This window comes from Paracoccus aminovorans, from assembly GCF_900005615.1.
In the GTDB taxonomy this organism is placed as follows: domain Bacteria; phylum Pseudomonadota; class Alphaproteobacteria; order Rhodobacterales; family Rhodobacteraceae; genus Paracoccus; species Paracoccus aminovorans.
In genome coordinates, this window is record NZ_LN832562.1 from 233,794 (window position 1) to 254,464 (window position 20,671).

Annotated in this window: 12 protein-coding genes; 6 read left to right on the forward strand and 6 right to left on the reverse strand. The window is 65.8% G+C overall.

Features of this window, described 5'->3' with window-relative positions; genetic code table 11:
- Positions 1-62 precede the first annotated feature (62 nt).
- From JCM7685_RS17195 to JCM7685_RS17220, 6 genes are all read left to right on the forward strand, one after another.
- A complete protein-coding gene (locus tag JCM7685_RS17195; RefSeq protein ID WP_074966961.1) occupies positions 63-566 on the forward strand; it encodes an RNA polymerase sigma factor in 504 nt (167 codons plus the stop codon).
- Between the two features lies 1 nt (position 567).
- The gene (locus JCM7685_RS17200) at positions 568-1,524 is read left to right on the forward strand and encodes a FecR family protein (RefSeq protein ID WP_074966959.1); all 957 of its coding nucleotides are present in this window, start codon (positions 568-570) and stop codon (positions 1,522-1,524) included.
- A gap of 160 nt (positions 1,525-1,684) precedes the next feature.
- Positions 1,685-4,186: a TonB-dependent siderophore receptor gene (locus JCM7685_RS17205; protein WP_074966957.1), complete on the forward strand. Its 2,502-nt coding sequence runs from the start codon at positions 1,685-1,687 to the stop codon at positions 4,184-4,186.
- Between the two features lie 560 nt (positions 4,187-4,746).
- On the forward strand, positions 4,747-6,813 hold the full coding sequence (locus JCM7685_RS17210) for a hydantoinase/oxoprolinase family protein (RefSeq protein ID WP_074967070.1): 2,067 nt from the start codon (positions 4,747-4,749) through the stop codon (positions 6,811-6,813).
- Positions 6,814-6,919: 106 nt separating this feature from the next.
- Entirely contained in the window at positions 6,920-8,932 is a 2,013-nt protein-coding gene (locus tag JCM7685_RS17215) for a hydantoinase B/oxoprolinase family protein (protein ID WP_074967068.1), read from the forward strand.
- Between the two features lie 322 nt (positions 8,933-9,254).
- Entirely contained in the window at positions 9,255-10,883 is a 1,629-nt protein-coding gene (locus JCM7685_RS17220; protein ID WP_074966955.1) for a purine-cytosine permease family protein, read from the forward strand.
- Between the two features lie 57 nt (positions 10,884-10,940).
- On the opposite strand, the gene JCM7685_RS17225 is transcribed toward JCM7685_RS17220, so the two are convergent.
- The 6 genes from JCM7685_RS17225 to JCM7685_RS17250 form a co-directional block, all read right to left on the reverse strand.
- Positions 10,941-11,627, reverse strand: coding sequence for an ANTAR domain-containing response regulator (locus JCM7685_RS17225; RefSeq protein WP_172413073.1), 687 nt, complete (start codon positions 11,625-11,627; stop codon positions 10,941-10,943).
- A gap of 46 nt (positions 11,628-11,673) precedes the next feature.
- Positions 11,674-12,864, reverse strand: coding sequence for a transporter substrate-binding domain-containing protein (locus JCM7685_RS17230; protein WP_074966950.1), 1,191 nt, complete (start codon positions 12,862-12,864; stop codon positions 11,674-11,676).
- Between the two features lie 867 nt (positions 12,865-13,731).
- Entirely contained in the window at positions 13,732-15,261 is a 1,530-nt protein-coding gene (gene proP / locus JCM7685_RS17235; protein WP_074966948.1) for a glycine betaine/L-proline transporter ProP, read from the reverse strand.
- Between the two features lie 275 nt (positions 15,262-15,536).
- Complete coding sequence (locus tag JCM7685_RS17240) at positions 15,537-15,944, reverse strand: Imm44 family immunity protein (RefSeq protein WP_074966946.1); 408 nt, start codon at positions 15,942-15,944, stop codon at positions 15,537-15,539.
- A gap of 1 nt (position 15,945) precedes the next feature.
- Positions 15,946-20,220: an RHS repeat-associated core domain-containing protein gene (locus tag JCM7685_RS17245; protein ID WP_074966944.1), complete on the reverse strand. Its 4,275-nt coding sequence runs from the start codon at positions 20,218-20,220 to the stop codon at positions 15,946-15,948.
- A 3-nt stretch (positions 20,221-20,223) separates the two neighbouring features.
- Entirely contained in the window at positions 20,224-20,661 is a 438-nt protein-coding gene (locus JCM7685_RS17250; protein ID WP_074966942.1) for a DcrB-related protein, read from the reverse strand.
- Positions 20,662-20,671: the final 10 nt, after the last annotated feature.

Genomic DNA, 20,671 nt, shown 5'->3' on the forward strand with positions numbered 1-20,671 from the left:
AGTTGCAGTGCCGCTCGCAAGCGGGGGACCGCGACGTGGGGCGGAACGTGGGAGCGACAGGCATGGCCTGGGATTTTCAGAGCCTTTTCCAGCGGCACGCGCCGGGCATCGCCCGTTCGCTGCGCCGGCGCGGGCTGGATGCCGAGGCCGCGGCGGATCTGACCCAGGACGCCTTCGCAAGGGTCATCGCCCACGGGCCGGCCCAGGACGTTTCCGACTGCCTGTCGCGGGCCTATCTTTACCGGGTGGCGCGCAATCTGGGCATCAATCACGCGAAGCGGCAGGCCCTGGTGCTTTCGCTGCCGCTGGAACGGCCCGAGGCGCAGCGCGCGCTGGCCTGCGCGCCGGACGGCGAGGCGATCCTCGCCTCGCGGGAACAGCTGCGGCTGGTGGCGGAGGTTCTGGCCGGCCTGCCGGAACGGCAGCGGCGGGCGTTCCTGCTGCATCGGATCGAGGGGCTGCCCATCGCCCGCATCGCCGACCAGATCGGGCTGTCTCCGACCCGGACCTGGGAGCTGGTCCGCGACAGCTATCGCCGGATCGTGCTGCGGGCCGGAGGGCTTTGAAATGCGCCCCGGACCCGAAGATCGGCCGGAACCGGACCATCGCGCGTCCCGCCTGCTGGATGAAGCCATCGATCTGGTGATCCGGCGGCAGAACGCGCCGGAAAGCGCCGCGACGCTGCAGGCGATCGCCGCCTGGCGGGGCCGCAGCGCCGATCACGACCGCATCTGGCGGCGGGTGACCGAGGCGCATGGGCTAAGCGGCAGCGCCCTGGGCGGATCGGCGAAACCTGCGCTGACGCGGCGCAACCTGCTGCTGGCGGGGGCGGTCGGCCTGGGGGCCGGGGCTCTGGGGACCTGGGGCCTGCCCGCCATGCGGTTGCGGCTGCAGGCGGACCAGTTGACCGCCACCGCGGAATTGCTGCCGATGGCCTGGGGGGACGGCACGCGGATCACGCTGGGTCCGGCCAGCGCCATGGCGACGGCGCAACAACAGGGCGGGACGCGCTCCATCCGCCTGTTGCAGGGCATGGCCTGGTTCGACGTCGCGCCCGATCCGGCGCGTCCCCTGGTCCTGCGGTTGAACGACGGCGTCGAAATGCGGACGGCCGGCGGCGCCTTCGAGGTGTCGCAGGATGCGGGCGTGGTCAATCTTGCCGTGGCGCGCGACTCGGTCGAGCTGATCGCCCCGTCCCGCGCCAGCATCGCGGCCGGGCAGTGGATCCGCCTTGATGCCGAAAACGGCCGGCACGAGACGGGCAGCCGCGACGGTGCCCTGGCCGGTGCCTGGCGCACCGGCACCGTCGTGGCCGAGGCCGAGCCGCTGCAAACCCTGGTCGCGCGCATCGCGCGCTGGCTGCCCGGCCGTGTGGTGGTCGCGGATGCCGCCATCGGCCGCGCGCGGATCAGCGGGCTCTTCGACATCTCGGATCCCGAACGCGCGCTGGATACCGCCGTCCGGCCGACCGGCGGGCGGTTGCGCCGGGTCTCGGGCTTGCTGACGGTTATCTCCAGCGTCTGAACTTTTTTCCGCCGCCGACCGAATGAATCGTCCGCCCGATTGTATCAGTCATAGGGTCGGGCAATACCCAATGCGCTCTGGCGAGCGAAGGCACGGCACACCCTCCAGTCCAGTTTGACCGAAGGAGAGGCTCGCCATGGCCCAAAGTTCAGTGTGTTCAATGTCATATCCGGCTGCGATCCGGCCGGCGCGGCTGCTGGGAGCCTTACTGCTTTCCACGCTGGTGCTGGCAGGCGGCACCATCGCCGCCAGCCGCCCCGCGGCGGCGCAGGAAAGCGTGCAGGGCGTGGCCTTCTCGATTCCCGCCGGGCCGCTGGGCCAGGCGCTGCTGGTCTGGGGGCGTCAGGCCGGGGTGCAGATTTCCTATCTGGACGCCGTCACCTCGGGCAAGACCACGACCGGCCTGTCGGGCAACCTGCGCCCGGAGCAGGCGCTGGCGCGGCTGCTGTCGGGCTCGGGCCTGCGCTACAGCTTTTCCGATCCGCGCAGCGTGGTGATCTCCGGCCGTTCCACGGCGGGCGCGACGGCACCGGACGGGTCGGTCGTGCTGGATGCGATCACGCTGAACGCTTCCGGGGCGACGACGGAAGGCAGCGGCTCTTATACGACCGGCGAGGCCGGCATCGCCCGCGGCGCGGACAGCCTGAAAGAGGTGCCGCAATCCGTCACCGTCGTCACCCGCCAGGCGCTGGACGACCAGAACCTGACCACGATCGAACAGGCGATGGCCAAGACCCCCGGCATCGTCGCCAACCGCGAGGCGACCAGCGCGCCGAACTTCTATGCCCGCGGCTTCAAGATCAACAACTACCAGATCGACGGTATGGGCACGGCCTATGAATCCTCGTTCCGGCCGGATTTCGACCTGGCGATCTATGACCGCATCGAGGTGCTGCGCGGCGCCGAGGGGCTGTTTTCCGGCGCCGGCGAGCCCGGCGGCAGCGTGAACCTGGCCCGCAAGCGCCCGACGGAGCGGTTCCAGTCCAGCCTCGCCCTGTCCTATGGCAGCTGGAACAACCGCCGCATCGAGACCGACATCAGCGGCCCGCTGACCCGCGACGGGTCGCTGCGCGGCCGGGTGGTCGGCGCCTGGCAGGACCGCGACTTCTTCTATGCGCCAGCCGATCAGAAGAAGCGGGTACTTTACGGCGTGCTGGAATACGACCTGACGCCCGACACCACGATCAGCGCCGGCATCAGCCAGCAGCGGCAAAAGGGCAATACCTGGTTCCTGGGCCTGCCGACCTGGAGCGATTTCCAGCTGCTGGACATCGACCGCGGCCGGGCGCTGAACACCGACTGGTCCTATGCCGACCGCAAGATCACCGATGTCTTCGCCGGCGTCGAGCACCGCTTCGGGGCGGATTGGGTATTGAAATTCTCGGCCATGCGGCAGAAGTTCGATTCCGACACGCTGCGGATCAACCCGACCGGCCCCATCGACCGCGAGACCGGCACATTCGCCGATGTCTTTTCGCGCTACGAAGAGACCGGCAACCACTCCAAGGCGGCCGACCTGAACCTGCAGGGCCGGTTCCGCGCCTGGGGACGCGAGCACAGGCTGCTGGTCGGCGCCGACTGGCGCGACAGCGACGCGCATCAGAACATGTATTCGCTGAGCGAGGTCTTTGCCCCGGGCACCATCGGGCTGGACAATTTCGACCAGCTGAACGGCGTCCGTCCCGAGGTGTTGTATCCCTGGTTCACCTTCCCGGCCTATGGCGCCACGCAGAAGGGGCTTTACGGTCGGCTGCAGCTGGAGGCGACGGACCGGCTGCACATCATCGTCGGCGGCCGCTACGGCAACTACGAATACAGCTCGCTCAACGACTATTACGACAGCGAGACGGGGGCGCTGCTGTCCTCGACCAAGACCGGGTTCAAGGATACCGGCATCTTCACCCCCTATGCCGCGGCGATCTATGACGTCACCCCGGATTGGAGCGTCTATGCCAGCCTGACCGAGATCTACAAGCCGCAGGCGAATTACCTGTCGGGCCCGCCGGATCGGGCCAGGCCGCTGGACCCGATCACCGGCCGCAACTACGAGCTGGGCGCCAAGGGCAGCCTGATGGGCGGCGCGCTGAACGCCTCCGCCGCGCTCTATCGCATCGAGCGCAAGGGCGAGGCGGCGCTGGACCCGGCCTATCCCGAAAGCAGCGACGGCACCGGCCTGTCCTGCTGCTATGTCGCGCAGGGCCGCATCGTCAGCGAGGGCCTGGACCTGGAACTGTCGGGCGAGATCGCGCCGGACTGGCAGCTGTTCGCCGGCTATACCTGGAACCACAACAAGAACACCCGCGACGATATGGTGTTCAGCGCCCTGACGCTGCGCCACATGCTGAAGCTGTGGACGGATTACACCCTGCCGGGCGATTGGTCGAAATGGACCCTGGGCGGCGGCGTGACGGTGAAAAGCGCGCAGGCCACCGCCGGCACGGCGCGGATCGCGGGCGTGACCCAGGCTTACCGCATCGAACAGGGCGGCTATGCGGTCTGGGATGCGCATGTCGGCTATCGGATCGACGACCGCTGGCAGATGGCCCTGAACGTGAACAACATTTTCGACAAGCGCTATTACTCGGCGCTGGGGACGCCCACCGGCGGCAACTGGTATGGCGAGCCTCGGAGCGCCACGCTGACCTTGCGCGGGCGGTTCTGACCCTCGGGAGGCGGGCCGCGGGGGATGAGTGCACGCCCATTCCCCGCACCCAGCACCTTTGCAAGGCGTGGGCCGCCTGGAAAGCGTCCCCGCAAAAGCCAGAAGCAAGGGAACACGCGGCGGTCCGCGGCCCGGTGTCGCCCGGTTTGTCCCAGCCGTTCCGGTCGGCGGCGGGTGATTCGCGCAAGCTCGGTCCATGCGGCAAACGGTCGCGTTCCGCGGCCGCGATTGGCCAGGACGCCGGGACAGACCGCCTGCGTGCGGAACGGCGCTTCCGCATTGCGGCATGGGCGATCCGGCAGAATTTTCCGTGTTTCCCTGGATCCCGACCGCCCTGTTTCTGCGGTTGCAGCGCCTCCAAAAAAACATTTGGAGATACGGCGGGTCCTCGCGTAGTATCAAGGCGCGTTCAACAAAGAATGCGGAACATCGGCTGGCTGCCTCGCGCATCGGTCGATGGCAAATCTCCCTCACAATGAAATGCAATCGTTCACACGGCGTAATCACGCTTTGTGGCTCACTTTGCCTCACGCAAAATCGAAAGGAATTGCATAATGAGCATGGACGGAGCGGGCATTGGCTCGGCGCCGAAGCGAGCGCGCACGCGTTTGGCCATCGATGTCGGCGGAACATTCACGGATGTTTTCGTTCTGGATTCGGACGGCAATCAGACCGTTGCGAAAGTTCCCAGCACCTCGAATCCCATCGATGCCATCATGAATGGCGCCGAGGCGGCCAATATAGATTGGCACGACGTGGAATTGTTCACCCACGGCACGACGGTCGCCACCAATGCGCTGATCACGCGCAATTTCAAGCCGGCGGCGATGGTGACCACCAAGGGCTTCCGCGACGTTCTGGAAATCGGCCGCGGCACCCGCGAGGATCCCTGGGACGCCTATAAGGAAGGCACGCCCCCCTATGTCCGCCGTCGCGACCGCTTCGTCGTTGGCGAACGCATCAACTATCGCGGCGAAATCATTGAACCGCTGGACGAAGATCAGGCCCGCGAAGTGGCCCGCATCCTGAAGAAGCGCAATGTGACGGCGGTGGCTGTCTGCTTTATCAACGCCTATGTCAACGGCGTGCATGAACAGCGCATGGCCGAAATCCTGGCCGAGGAATTGGGGCCGGATATCGCCATCACCACCTCGCATGAAACCCACCCGGAAATCTTCGAGGACGACCGTTTTTCGACCACGGTCGCGAATACGATCCTCGCGCCGATCATCCGTCCCTATGCCCGCGATATCGACCGCAGGACGACCGAGGCCGGTTATGAGGCCGATGTTCTGCTGCTGCATTCCGGCGGCGGCGTGATGACGCCGGCGACGGCCGAGAAATATGCCGCACGCCTGGCGGCATCGGGGATCGCGGCCGGCGCCATCGCCAGCAAGTATTTCGCCGAATTGTGCGGATACAGCAATGCCATCGGCCTGGATATGGGCGGAACCTCGGCCGATATTTCGCTGGCCGAGAATGGCCATCTGCGCACGACCGACAAATGGGAGGTGGATTGGGGCCATCCGATCTGTTTCCCCTCGATCGAGGTTCTGACCATCGGCGCGGGCGGCGGCTCGATTTCCTGGCTGGACAAGGCGGGGTCGCTGCGCAACGGGCCGCAATCGGCCGGATCGGTGCCGGGGCCGGCCTGCTACAAGGCGGGCGGGACCGAGCCGACCAATACCGATGCGAACATCATCCTGGGCCGGGTCGGAACCACGCTCGCCGGCGGCAAGAAGTCTCTGGACCGCGATGCGGCGCTGACGGCGATGCACAAGATCGCCGATCCGCTGGGCCTCGATCTGGTCGAGGCGTCACTCGCCACGCTGCGCGTCGCCAATGCCAATATGGCCGATGCGGTGCGCCTGATCTCGATCGCCCGCGGCCACGACCCGCGCGACTTCGCGCTGGTGGCCTTCGGCGGCGCCGGACCCCTGCATGGCGTGGACATCGCGCGGGAGCTGAACATTCCCGTGGTGATCGTGCCGCCGAACCCCGGCGTGACCTCGGCGGTCGGCTGCATGCTGGTCGATGTCCAGCATGACGTGACGCAGATGTTCTTCCAGGACGCGGCCTCGGCCGATCCGGCCGACATCGAGACCGCGTTCAAGGGGCTGGAGCAGGAAGGGCGCAATCGCCTGGAACGCGACGGCGTCGCCGCCAAGGACATGACCTTCCAGCGCTTCGTCGACATGCGCTATCGCGGCCAGTGGCGTTCGCTGGCGGTGCCGGTCCCGGGGCAGGTCAAGTCGATGGACGAGGCGCTGGCCATCTTCCACGACGAATACGAAAAGGCCCACAACTTCCGCCGCGAGGACTTCCCGGTCGAGATCTATCGCCTGACGGTGCGCGCCATCGGCGTCACGCCCAAGCCCTCCTTCCCCAAGGTCGAGGTCGACCGGAACGGCAAGGCGGTTCCGAAGGGCACCCGCGAGGTCTGGTTCCACGGCCAGTCCGCGCCGATGACCACCAACCTCTACGACCGCGAGAACCTGCCGGCCGGGGTCACGATCAACGGGCCCGCGATCATCGACCAGCTCGATTCGACCACCGTCATCCCGCCCGGGGACGTGGCCTATATCGACGAATGGCTGAACATCCAGATCAAGCTTGGCGCGGCATGAGCGGCGCCACAACAGGAACAGGAGGACGAACGGCATGAACAAGATGACCAAATTCACCGGACTGTCTGACAAGGGCATCCAGCATCCCCCGCCCCCCGAAATGCGCATGACCGAGTTCAAGTCGGAACTCGACCCGATCACCTTCGAGGTGCTGCGCAACGCCTTCGTCAACATCGTCGACCAGATGGCCGAGCAGTTGCTGAGGACCTGCTATTCCTTCGTGATCTACTGCCGCGACTTCTCGTCGGGGCTCAGCGATCCGCAGGGCAACCTGGTGATGCAGGGCACCGGCGACATCGCAGCCCATGTCGGCACGCTGCACTATACCTGCAAGGCGGTGATCGAGGAGTTCGGCGACGACATCAACCCGGGCGACGTCTTCATCATCAACGACCCGTTCCGGGGCGGCAGCCACTTCAACGACACCCGCATCCTGCGGCCGATGTTCTACAAGGGCGAGCTGATCGGCTATTCCCAGGCGAACGGCCATTGGGCGGACATGGGCGGCGCCACGCCCGGCTCGTTCAACATCACCGCGCTCGACCACATGGGCGAGGGGCTGCGCATCACCCCGGTGCGGGTCTGGAGCAAGGGCGTCTGGCTGGACGACGTGGCCAAGATGATCGCCGCCAACACCCGCAACCCCGGCGACGTCATCGGCGACATGCAGGCCCAGGCCGAGGCGACCGCCGTCGCCGAGCGCGAGATCCAGCGGCTTTGCGACAAATACGGTGTCGAGACCATCAAGACCGCCTTCAAGGAGGTCCAGGACTGGGTCGAGGTGCTGATGCGCAACCGCCTGGCCGAGCTGCCCGACGGCACCTGGTATGCCGAGGACTACATCGACCAGGACCCGAAGCTGGAAGAGGGCCTGATCCCGATCAAGATCAAGTTCACCATCGACGGCAACCATGCGCATTACGACCTGTCGGGCTCGCATCCCCAGATCTCGACCTTCCTGAACGCCGCCTATGGCGGGTCGTTCGCCGGGATCGTCGCGGGGACGAAATACCAGTTCCCCGACCTGCCGCTGAACTCGGGCCTCTACCGGGCGGTGACCGTCAACGTCGGCGAGCCGGGAACGGTGGTGAACGCGGAATGGCCCAGTCCCTGCGCCGGCTTCTGTTCGGGTCCGTTCGAGAAGCTGATGAACTCGGTCTTCGGGCTTTGGGCGAATATCCTGCCCGAGCGGACGATGGGCTGCGCCTTCAACCTGGAATACCTGCTGGTCGGCGGCCGCGACACCCGCATCCAGGGACGGCCCTACTTCATGTGGTATGACTGGATGGCCGGCGGCTGGGGCGGGCGCAACGGCCGCGACGGCTTCAACGCCACCGCCCCGGTCTTTGGCGCGCAATACGGCGTCCAGCCGTTGGAGGGCCAGGAACGGCTCGCCCCGGTGCTGACCAAGTGCCACGACTTCGTGCAGGACTCGGCGGGTCCGGGCGAGGCACGCGGCGGGCTTGGTGCGGTCAAGGGCGGCGCCGTCTTCGAGGGCGAGCGCATCGTGGTGTCTTACTGCTGCGACCGCGAGCGTTCCGTCACCTGGGGCATGTGGGGCGGGCTGCCCTCGATCCCGCACGGGGTCTGGCTGAACAAGGGGACCGACCGCGAGCGCTATCTCGGCTCGATCTTCTCGAATCTGCCCATCGAGCTTGACGACGTGTTCACCCGGCCCTCGGCCGGCGGTGGCGGGGTCGGCGATCCGCTGATGCGCGATCCGCAACTGGTCTGCGAGGACGTGGCCGACGAATATGTCAGCGTCGAGCGCGCGCGCATCGACTATGGCGTCGTGATCCGGGTTATCGACAGCGATCTTGCCCAATACGAGGTCGATGAAGAGGCGACCGAGCAGGAGCGCAAGCGCATCGCCGAGGAACGCCTGGGCTGGCTCGACGAGGACCCCGAGTCGGTCGCCGTGCGCTATCGTTCGGGCGAGTTCACCGACATGGACTGCATCCGGCAATATGGCGTGATCCTGGACTGGGGCAGCGGCAAGCTGCTCGACAACACCACGCGCCAGTTCCGCGCGATGATGAAGCGGCGGGTCGTGCCCTACTGGGGCAAGACGCTCGCGGTGCTGAGCAAGGAGGCCTCGGACCGGGCGCGCGCCGCCTGAGTCCAGGGCGGGGCGCTCTGCCCCATGAACGGCCGGGGCGGCGAGACCAGCCGCCGCCCCTCCTCTGGCCCGACCGGCCAAACTCCACGGAATTCACACGGATGTCGGACTACAAGACTGCCCGGAGCAGATCTGACTCCCTCCCGATCAGATGACTTCCCGAACTGACCTTCCGGCGTGAAAGCACGGCCAGGGTCGACGCTGTTCAAGGCAGATCACCAGCCGGGTGCCCGTTGCGGTCGAAAAGACCGCCGTCCCCCCGCAAGCCTGATGCCACCGATATCCGATTTCTAAGGCAGTTCAACTTGAGGAGTCGGAAGTCATGACCACCGCCAGAACCATTCCAGCCCCGGAAATCATCTATCACGACGAGCCAGAAGTCTTGCGACAGGCCGCGGCGGAAGATTTCTCGTTGCATATCGTGCCGCCCACCTGGCGAAGCTCCCGGTTTTCGCTTTCCATGGCCTGGTTCGGCCTGATGAGCGCCATGTTCTGGGTCGTCGTCGGCAGCACCGTCGCCCTGACCGTCGGCACGATCAACACCCTGATCGGCATCGCGCTTTCGACGGTCGTCTACGGGATCCTGTGCAATATCGCGGCGCGTTTCGCCGCACGCAGCGGCACCAGCGTGGCGCTGTTTTCGCGTGCGGTCTTCGGGCAGGTCGGCGCCACCTTCGCCGCCCTGCTGTTCGGCGTGACGATCACCTATTACGCCATCGCCGAAGGCTCGATCGTGGCCATCGCGCTGCAGGATTATTTCGGCGGGCCGATGAGCCTGTGGTATTTCATCGTCTGCCTCTACAGCGCGCCCCTGGTGATGCGGGGCGTGCGGACCTGGCTGGACCGGATCAACGGCATCCTGCTGCCGCTCTACGTCTTCGGCCTGATGGCCTGCGTGATCTGGGCGATCTCGAAACACGGCTATTCCGGCGCCTGGCTGACGCAGCTTCCGCCCGGCCATGCCGATCTTGGCGTGCCCGGCTGGTGGTTCGCCTTCACCGTCTACATGGGCGTCTGGGTCGTGGTGATGATGACCTGGGACGTCGCCCGTTTCGGCCGCAAGGAGGATTCGCGTTACAACGGCAACTTCACCTTCGGCATTCCCTTCTATGTCGTGACCCTGTTGATCAACGGCGCCGTGGGGATGTTCATCGCCCATACCATCCCGATCGAGGGGCAGTTGTCCGAGACCTCGGCCATCATCGGCATCGTGGCGCTGATGGGACCGTTCGGCGTGCTGCTGGTCTGGGCCAGCCAGACCCGGATCAACACGATCAACTTCTACCTGTCCTCGACCAACATGCAGAACTTCTTCGCCCGCGCGTTCAAGATCTCATGGCCGCGCACGGTCTGGGTGGTGATCATGACGGTGGTCATCTTCCTGATCATGCTCACCAATGTCTTCGGCTATCTGCTGCTGACGCTGCAGTTCCAGGGCGTCATCATCGTGGCCTGGGTGGGCGTCGCCATGACCCATATCGGCTGGTGCTACCTGCGCGGCATCCGCGCCGACATGCTGGAATTCCGGCCCGGCCGGGTGCCGCTGGTCAATCCGGGCGGCCTGGGCGCCTGGATCATCGCCTCGGCGGTGGGCTGTTTCCTGATGGTCTTCGGCGGCAGCTTCGGCGGCATCTGGGCGCCTCCGATCACCCTTGCCATCGCGGTGGTCATCTATGCCGCCGCTCTGGGGGTGGCCCGCCGGAACTGGTATGTCGAGGATCGCCCTTTCGATCCCCGCAAGGAGGTCGACGATCCCTGGGCGGCAAGAATCCGGTGCCATCACTGCAACCAGGCCTATATCGCGCATGAGATGGACCGCGATCCCTCTTCGGATCACGCGCCGATTTGCCTTGCCTGCGCCTCGGACCGCAGCGAGTTCCTGATCGCCGCCAGGGCCGAGGCGCGAGCCTATGGCGGCACCGCCGGACAGATCGATCTGGCGACCCCCTGAGGGCCAAACATCTTGCTTGGGCTGCGCGCTTGCCGTGCAGCCCATTTCATGTCGATATTACCTCTCGTCCTCTTGAATCAGGTTTTCGTCATCCTCGCGCCAATCCATGCCGGACAGGATCTGGCTGGAAACGACATCGACCGTCGTCCGCCTTTTCATCGCAAGGTGCCGCAATAGGCGATAGGCTTCCTTCTCGGAATGGCTATCGGTCAGCATGACCGCAAGTTTCGCCCGCTCGACCGTGCGGCAGGATTCGAGCTTGGCCTGCAAACGGGCCAGATTCATCCGCAGCCGCAACACACGTCGGTGGTTGTTGACCGCTGCGAGCAGATTGGTGAGAATCCCGAACGGCCGGATCGGCAGGCCGATCACCGCGTTGACCCGCATATGCAGCAGGCGGTCGATCGACAGCGGGCTTTCGTAATCGATGACGGCGATCAGCACGGCAGAAGGATCCTCGGCCTGCCAATGAAACGTCAGCTTGCTTTCGATTACTCGATCGACCATGACGAAAACGATATCGATATCTTCGGCATAAGCAGGCGGCGGCGGCCAGGATTCCTGGACCTGGCAACCGATCCGTTCAAGATGGGACCGCAAGGCCAGACCGTCGTTGTTCATCGGCTGAACAAGCAGAACCTTCAGGGTCCGTAGATCCTTGATCAGGAAGGGCTGTCCTTTTTCGCTGGCAAAGGGCTCGCTTCGTCCAGGTCGCATTTCAGATCCTTTTGCGAAAAGGTTCACCGCCTCGGGCTGCTTCGATTCGACCGCGATTCCCGAAACGTCGTCATTATCTCCGGGCTCGCAAATCGTCTGGCCAATCGAAATCGGGCGGGTTCGCCTCTGGCGGAAGCGCGCTGTCCGAAAGCAGGGAATAGGTGGTCCGATAGGGATCCGGTCGAACGGCATGGCGGGTTTCGGCGACGATATCGAATTGACCGTCCTTGCGCGCGATTCCGATCTTGGGCCAGACGTGGCAATGCGCATTCAACGGATCGATGGTGATCCGCCCTTGCGGCGCATCGAAGGATGCACCCAGGACCTCCGACCGGATCGAGTTGATATTGTCCGGATCGCAGCTGCGCATCGCCTGCGCCACCACATGGGCCTGGGTATAGGCGGCGTCCCAGCACATGTTGGCATCCGGCGGCTCGCCGCGCATCGCCGTATAGCGCTGCAGACAGGCCTTGTTGGCGGCATTCGGCTGGGAGGCGAAATAGGTGGCGGCGGTGATGTGCCCGGCGGTCGCACCGGCACCGATTTCCCTTATGTCCGTTTCGCTGGTCGTCAGGCTTGCGACCGCGATATGCCCGCCGTCCAGGCCGTTTTCGGCAAGAGCATTATAGAATTGCAAATTTGAATGCCCGACGAAGTTGTTGAAGATGATGTCGGGGCTGCATCTTTTTATATCCGCCATCAGGGCATCGAATTCCTTCGATGTCGCATCATCTCCCAGATAGCACTGACCCAGGATCTCGCCGCCGCCCGAGGCGATCAGATCGCCCATTATCCTTCCGGATTCGCGGGGCCAGACATAATCTGAGCCGACGATATAAAGCCGCGGCGAAAAATTCTCGAGAAGATAAAGCGCCAGGAACAGACTGTTCTGGTTGGGAACCGCGCCGAAATAGATGATGTTTTCCGAATATTCGAACCCTTCGTATTGCGCGGGATAGCACAGAAGGCCGGCCTCCTTGTCAAGAACGTTCAGCACTGCCTTGCGTTGCCGAGAGGTATAGCATCCCAATATGACCTTGACCTTGCTTTCCGTAAGCAGCTCTGCCGCCAATTGCTGATATGCCGTCGGATCCCCCATCGGATCACGATAAACAGGCACAAGTTCGCGGCCGTCTATGCCGCCTGCCTTGTTGATTTCTTCGATGGCGAATTTTGTGGCCGACAGCATGCTCCGTTCGGTAACGGCGGTCCACCCGGATCTGGAAAACAAAACTCCAATATAAATCGGCTGATCGCTTTTCATTTGAGCTAACCTTTCTACGGAAACTCGGCAGCCTGGGTCGTCAAGGGCCGTTCCAGCCTGCTTGTCTTGACAGTATGTGAGCGCGATCAGCCGGTCAACATTTGTCCGGCCAATGCTCGGCCGCAGCAATCCTTCTATAAGAGGCGGGACCGCGAACCGGTGTCGGATACGGGCGAAAATGCGGGAAATGGATCTGTATCGACGCGGAAAGCGGCCTGTCCTTCAAAAGGCCTTTTCAGAATCCGCGTGGCCGGGCGACTCTGGGCGTCGCAGCAGGCCTCCCACGATGCCGTCTAAGGCAACGCCATTCTTGCGGCCCACCGGCAGTGGGAATCTCGCTATCCCGGAAAAGCAGAGGGGCTGCCGGCCGGCGACGTCAATTTGCGGTGGAGGGGTGAAATCGGGAAACGCGTCCGGCGTGGCTTCCATAGGGCTGCCGGGGTCCGCACTTCGCGTTCTGACGGAGGCGCCCGTCATTGTGGTGCTGGCTGCGGCGAACCAAACCCTTCTTCATAGGTGCGCGCATTGAGCCCGGCAGGGCTGCCTTGGAGGTGCGCTTCCGGAAGGGATGGCCAGCGGCAAGCCCGGGCAAGATGTTTGCACCGACCTGAACCGGCGCTGTGCGGGTTTAGGCCCGAGCCTTGCCGGAAGGAAGCGCCGACCCGCTGCGGCGGGCGCAGCGCAATGCCTTGCGCTGCGCTTTGGCGTAAGGGGACCGGGGTTCCGATCTCCTTACTCCTTACGATGCCGCGCCATTCATCCTGTGGATCGACCCGTGGCGGAGAAAAGCGGTCGATCCGCGGCGGCACGCAGTGGCTTAGAAAGAGGATCCCGGGCTCGGGGGCCGAGGGGCGCCGGCCCCGAAGCTCATTCCATCTCGGGGTGGCGGTTGACGAGCGTCTGCCGCCGGGCGCGCAGGGCCTCGATGCGTTCCTGCAAGGCGACGATCTCGTCGTCCACGTCCTCGACATGCTGCGCGATCCGCTCATAGGTTTCTTGCAGCAGCAGCGCAGCCTCTTCGGGGGTCGAGGCGTTCGGCGTGTCGCCCCGCAGCGGCAGATTCGCGGTCTCGGGCAGGTAGAACGCGGTCACCAGCCCCGCCAGCGCGGCAAAGAGCAGATAATAGGCCGGCATCATCAGGTTGCCCGTCCGCTCGACCAGCAGGGCCGCGACGGTGGGCGTCATCCCGGCGATGATGACGGCGATGTTGAAGCAGCTGGCCAGCGCGCTGTAGCGGATGCGGGTCGGGAACAGCGCCGGCAGGGTCGAGGCCATGACGCCGGTGAAGCAGTTCAGGATGATCGCCAGGCACAGCAGCCCCAGGAAGATCAGCCCGGTGCTGTCGCTGCCGATCATGTGGAGCGCCGGGATCGAAAGGCACAGAAGCCCCAGGCTGCCCGCCAGCAGGAAGGGCCGGCGCCCGATCTTGTCGCTGGCGAAGCCCACCACCGGCTGGACGAACAACATGCCCATCATCACCGCGATGATGATCATCACGCCGTTCTCCTCGGAATAGCCGAGGCTGCCGGACAGATAGGTCGGCATATAGGTCAGCAGCATGTAATAGGTGACGTTGGTCACCACCACCATACCGACACAGACCAGAAGCGGCTTGCGGTATTTCCGCGCGATCTCGCGCACCGGAACATGCGGGTGGTCCTGCACGTCGGCCTTGTCGCCGCGCTCCATCCGCTCCAGGTGCTGGATGAAGGCCGGCGTCTCTTCGGCGGCGTGGCGCAGATAAAGCCCGATCAGCCCCAGCGGTCCCGCGACCAGGAAGGGAATGCGCCAGCCCCAGTCCAGGAAGCGCGCCTCGCCCAGGATGGTCTGCAGCAGCACCACTAGGCCAGCGCCCAGCACGAAGCCGGCGATGGAGCCGAAGTCCAGCCAGCTGCCCAGGAAGCCGCGCCTGCGGTCCGGGGCGTATTCGGCGACGAAGATCGCCGCCCCGGTGTATTCGCCCCCGACGGAAAAGCCCTGCGCCAGCTTGCACAGCAGGAGCAGGATCGGGGCCCAGATGCCGATGGTGGCATAGGCGGGGATCACCCCGATGCAGAAGGTGCTGGCCGCCATGATGATGATCGTCAGGGACAGCACCTTCTGGCGGCCGAAGCGGTCGCCCATCACGCCGAAGAAGACGCCGCCCAGCGGGCGCACCAGGAACGGCACCGAGAACGTCCCCAGCGCCGCGATGGTCTGGATCGCGGGCGATGCGTCGGGAAAGAACACCTTGCCCAGGGCATAGGCCACGAAGCCGTAGACTCCGAAGTCGAACCATTCCATCGCATTGCCAAGCGCGGCGGCGGTGACCGCCTTCCTGAGCTTCACATTGTCGATGACGCTGATGTCATGGATCAGGAGCGGATCGGCGGGTGGCGTCTGCTGGGTATCCGTCATTCATATGTCCTTGTTCCGGCGGCCGCGGATGGTGCGGCCACTGATGAAGTGGTGCGTAAAAAATGCGGCGAGAACATGCGCGAGGCGACCGGCATGCGCAAGGCATGTCGGGCAGGTTGTGCCGTTTTTCGCGCAAGGCCGCGCGCAGAATGGATCTTTCCGCCGCGCTCGGGCCGGTCTGCCGGCGATCTGGGCGTCGCGGCCGGACGCGGCGGACCTGGGGACGCCGTGCGCCGGTCCTTCGGACCGTAGCGGCAGCCGCGTCCTCCTGAGGGTCAGGTCACCCAGCCTTCCGCGCGGGCAATGGCCTCGACATCCGCTTTCAGCGCCTGGATGTCGAAATCGGGGATTTTCTTCGCCTCGATCAGGTCCAGCGAGCGCAGCATGCAGTCGACGACCAGCGCTTTGCGCCCGGCCTCGTCCGCCTGCCGGAACGCCTCGTTCGAGAGATGCAGGCGCAGGTCGAAGACCTTTTCCTTCCTCTTGAACTGCACCCGCTCGGGTGCGTCATGGCCGTCGAAATCGGCAGGAAGCATGCCGAACAGAAGGAACCATTTCTTCAATCCGGGACCGTAATCCCGCTCGCCCAGCCGGTCCTTCAGAACCCGGTTCATGGGCATGTAGATCTCGTTGAGTTGGCGGCCGAGCTTGCCGTGCCCGACGCTGGTGAAGAATATGTCCATTTCAGTAGTCACACAGGTTGAGGCGGGGCCGGAAGCCGTGCCGGTTCTTGTACTGGACGATGCGCTCGTGTTGCCATTGGTGCATCTGCTGCTTGGTGCCCTTCTTGACCGGATCCATATAGACGTTGTGCTTGTCGTAATAGCTCTGGCTGTATCGGCGGAAGGGGTTCCGCTCGGTCGTCTCGCCGAACTTGACCGGCTGATGCGTGTCGCGGTCCCGCAGGATGTAGCCATAGGCCGGTTTCGTCGTCGCGTGGCTGTTGCCATGGGTCCCGTCCGAGACCGGATTGTTCGTCCGCCATTCCCGCGTCTTGCGATAATTCGCCCGCATCTGCGCCGGCGACCAGCCGCGCCCGCTGTTCCGGCGCTGGTAGTCGTTCCAGTCGTCGGGGTCCAGCCCCAGCGGGTCGGTCCATGACAGCGGATTCGGCGCATAAAGCGCCAGCTTCTCGCCGCCCAGCAGGCGGATCGGGTCCTGGTTGACGAAGCCGCCGATGTCGGGGTCGTAGTGGCGGTGTCGGTTGTAGTGCAGCCCGGTCTCGACGTCGTGATACTGGCCCGGAAAGCGCAGGTTGTTCTCGACCCGCTCGATCACCGGCCGGTCGATGCCGCCCCAGGCCTTCAGCGCCACCTGCCAGACCAGTTCGCCCTTTTCGTTCGAGATTTCCTGCGGCGTGCCCAGGTGATCCAGCCAATAGACCAGCACCTCGCCTTCCTGCGCCGGATCGTGGCGCCGGATCTGGGCCAGGGGACGGAAACTGGCGGGCTCGTGGACATAGACGACGGCCAGGGGGTCGCGGGCGCCCTGCGCGTCGCCCTTGCCCTCGGCCAGCAGCACCATGTCGTCCCACAGGAACCAGGTCGTCTCGTCGCGGACATGTTCGGCGATGGCGTCGCCGCCGGGGTCGTTGGCGGCGCGCAGGATCTCGCGATGCCGTTTCCAGACCCGGCGGCCCAGGGCGTCATAGCGGAATTCGGTGCTGCGGCTGGTCCGGCCCCGGTCCTCGTGCACGGCGACCAGCTGGTCCAGGTCGTCGTAACCGTAGCGGAAGACATGGCTGCCGGCATGGCCGCGGCGCAGCAGGATGCGGTTGCCGGCATCGTCGTATTCGTAATGGCAATCGCCCCGCATCAGCAGCCGGCCGCCCCGGATCGACACGTCGCGCCCGTCCGCGGAAGGCCCGGCGATATTGCCGGCGGGGTCGAAGAAAAAGGTCTCGGGCGCGGCGCCGTCGACCCGGCGCAACTGCTCGCGCGCGTCGTAGAGATAGTCGCGCGCCCCGCGCAAAAGGTCGTCGATACCGCGCACCCGGCCGTTTGCGTCATGGCGATAGGTGCGGCTGAACACCGGCCGATCCTTGCCGGCCCGCCAGGCCAGCTGCCGGCGGATGCGGCCCTGGGGATCGTATTCGGTCTGCTGGGCCAGACGCCCGGCCTCGCGCAGGGTCTCGCGCCCCATGCGGTCGCGGGCGAGCGACAGCACCTCGCGCCCGCCGAACGAGAAACGCTCGAAACTGCCGTCGCGGTCGTAGCCGAAATGCAGGATGCGGCCGTCGGGCAGGACCGTCGCCAGCCGCTCGCCGCGGCCGGAATAGGAATGGGCCAGTTCGGCCCCGTCCTGGTTTTCGCCCAGCACCAGCCCACGCGGGTCGTGGCGGAAGGTCACGCGCCGCGCCGCGTTCAGGGCCAGGACCATGCGTCCCGCGAGATCATAGGCATATTCCGCCCAGCCGCCGTCGCCGCTGTCGCGCCGCAGCAGCCGGCCCAGGGCATCGCGCCGGAAAAGATGCCGCCGCCGGGCGTCGCGCTGGCCGATCAGATGGCCGGCCGGATCGTAGTCGTAGCGCAGCGTATGGCCGTCGAAGCCCTGTTCCAGCACCAGCTGCTCGGCCAGGTCGTATTCCAACCGATATTCCTCGCCCAGCTCGTTGAGCAGCCGGACCAGGTTCAGTTCGCTGTCGTAATCATAGCGGAAGCTGCTGCCGTCGGGATTGTGGCGCCGGACGGGCAGGGGCAGCCCGTCGAAGTCCCAGCGCCAGGTGGTGCCGTCGGGCTCGGTCAGCCGGGCCAGCAGCCCGTCGGGGCTGTAGCCCAGCAGCCGGGCGCCGCACTCGCGCTCGATGCGGGTGACGCGGCCCAGGGCGTCATGGGCGAAGGTGGTCGCGGCCTCGTCCTCGGGCTGCTCGCGCAGCAAAAGGCCGAAGCCGTCATAGGCATAGGACACCCGGCCGCCGCGGCCGTTGCGCTCGGCCAGAAGGTGCCCGGCCTCGGACCAGGAATAGCGCGCCAGCACGCCCAGGTCGTCCTGCACCGAAAGCATCAGCCCGCGCGCGTCGCGCAGGGTGCGGATGCGATGGCCGGCCTGGTCGGTGAAACCGGTCAGATTGCCGCGGGCATCGTATTCGAACTCCATCGCCGCGCCCAGCGGGTCGGTTTCCTCGGCCAGATTCAGGAAGTTTGGGCTGCGCGGGTCGTCGCTGGCATAGGCCAGGCGGGTGGCCGCGCCCAGGGGATCGACCGCCTCGACCAGCCGCCCGAATGCGTCGAAGCGCCAGCGCGACACCGCGCCGTTCGGATCGACGGCGGCTTCGCATTCGCCGAAACGGTTGATCGTGCAGCCGGATTCCGCCCCCAGAGGCGAGATCATGCGGGTGACGAGACCGATCTCGTTGTAGAAATAGGTCTCGACCGCGCCCTTGCCGTTGGTGACGCGGGTTTCGCCCGGGCGATAGTCCAGCGCGCGCCAATAGATGTCGCCGTCGCCCCAGGTGCGGATGCAGCGGGCTTCGCCGCCCAGCGACGGGTCGTCCCAGGCGAAATGGAACGACAACCCGCTCTTGCGGGTCTCGCGGATCAGCAGGTGACGGTCGTAGGCATAGGCGAAGGCCTGCCCGGCGGCATCGGTGGCGCGGATCAGGTCGCCGCTCGCGTCGTAGTCGTAACCGACCAGGGGCAGCGCCACCTGGCCGTCGGTCTTGCTGATGCGGGTGAAGCGGCCGGCGGCGTCGCTGTCGAACAGATAGCGGATGCCGTCGCTGCCGGTGACCTGCGCCAGATGCCCGGCGGCATCGTAATCCGCGGCGATGCGGTTGCCGTTGCCGTCGCTGATCTCGACCAGCCGCAGCCCGCCGTCTGGCCCCGGCGCGGCCAGGCGATAATGCAGCCCGTCGTCGCGGCGAATCACCCATTCCTCCGTGCCCAGCCGGGTGGCGAGCAGGCTTTCCGCCCGGTGCCAGAAGCTCTGGCCGACCTCCAGCCGGGGCAGAAGCACCAGCCGACCCTTTTCGACCCGCAGCACCTGGCAGGATTCGGCCTCGGCCAGCGCCATGTCGAAGGGATGGTGCCATTTGCGCCCCAGCGCCCCATCCTGGGTCGAGGAGGAGATCCAGCTGCGCTCCCACGCCAGGCCGACCAGGCCCGAGATCACGAAATCCGTCTCTTGCGTGACCAGCTCGCCTGTCGCCACGTCCACCGGATGGCCGGTCAGGGTGCGGCGGCCGAAAAGCCCGCCCGCGCGGGCGCCCAGCCCGCCGCCCAGCAATCCGCCCGCGGTCTCGCCGATGCGCTTGCCCAGCTCGCCGCCAAGGGCTTCGCCGATCATGCCGCCGACCGGGGCCAGGATCGCCGCGCCGACCAGCCCGCCCGCGACCTGCAGCCCGAAGGTGCCGAGCGCGCAGAGCCCGCCCGCCGCAAAGGCCGCCGCGGCGCCGAAGGTCAGCGCCACCGCCGTGCCGACGATGACCATGCCCATCGCGACATCGACCATCCATTCCGGCACTTCGCTTTCGATCTCCAGATACTGCATCGTCTCGGCGCCGATGAAGATATTGTCGAAACCGGATTTGACCGTGCCGTCGCATTCGGATTTGTCGTCGTCGCGCACCGCCGGATAGGTGTTGATGAAGACGCTGTCGCTGCCCGTCGCCAGGAACTTGGTGCCGTGGTCCTTGCAGGCGACGGTGTCGATCACCGCCCGCGCCGCCGGGATGCGCGCGGCGCCATAGAACACGTCGGGCGAGCCGGACGAGATCGGCCCCTTCGGGTTCTTGATCGCCTCGCCGATATACATGCCGGCCAGCGCGCCGCCGCCGGTCGCGGCGACCGCGCCCCCGACCGCCGCCACCACCGCCAGTGCCGCGCCGCCCGTAAGCACCGTCGCCGCGACGATGGCCGCCCCAGCCAGCAATCCGACGGCCGCCCCGACCAGGAAGCCCATGAAGGCCGAGCTGTGCTCGATCTCATGTCCGATATGGGCGGCGGCAAGGGCGGGCGGCATCGGTCAGCCGTTCCAGGAAACCGAGTTCAGCACCTGCTCGAAGACCGGCGCCAGCGCATCGAAATCCTCGCGTGCCGCCGTCGCCACCACCGTCTGCACGCCGGGACCGGCCGGGTCGGCCTGGAAGAAGATCTGCCGCTGCTGCAGCATGACGTTCTGCGGCCGCATCCGGAACAGCAGTTCCACCGCCGGACGGCCGCCGAACATGACGTTGCGCCGGCTGACCAGGTCGAAGTTCTTGACCTGGCCCATCAGCTCTTTCAGCTGCCGGTTCACGAACTTGTCCAGATCCTCGCCGCGCTGCAGTTCTCCCTTGGAGCACAACAGGTTGGGAAGGACCTTGTAGCCGGGCTGCGGCGGCGCCACCCAGGTGATCATGCTGCGGTCGGCCCAACCGTCGGGCACGGTCAGGTTGAAATGCTCGGTGCGGCAAATGGACATCTCGGCTCCC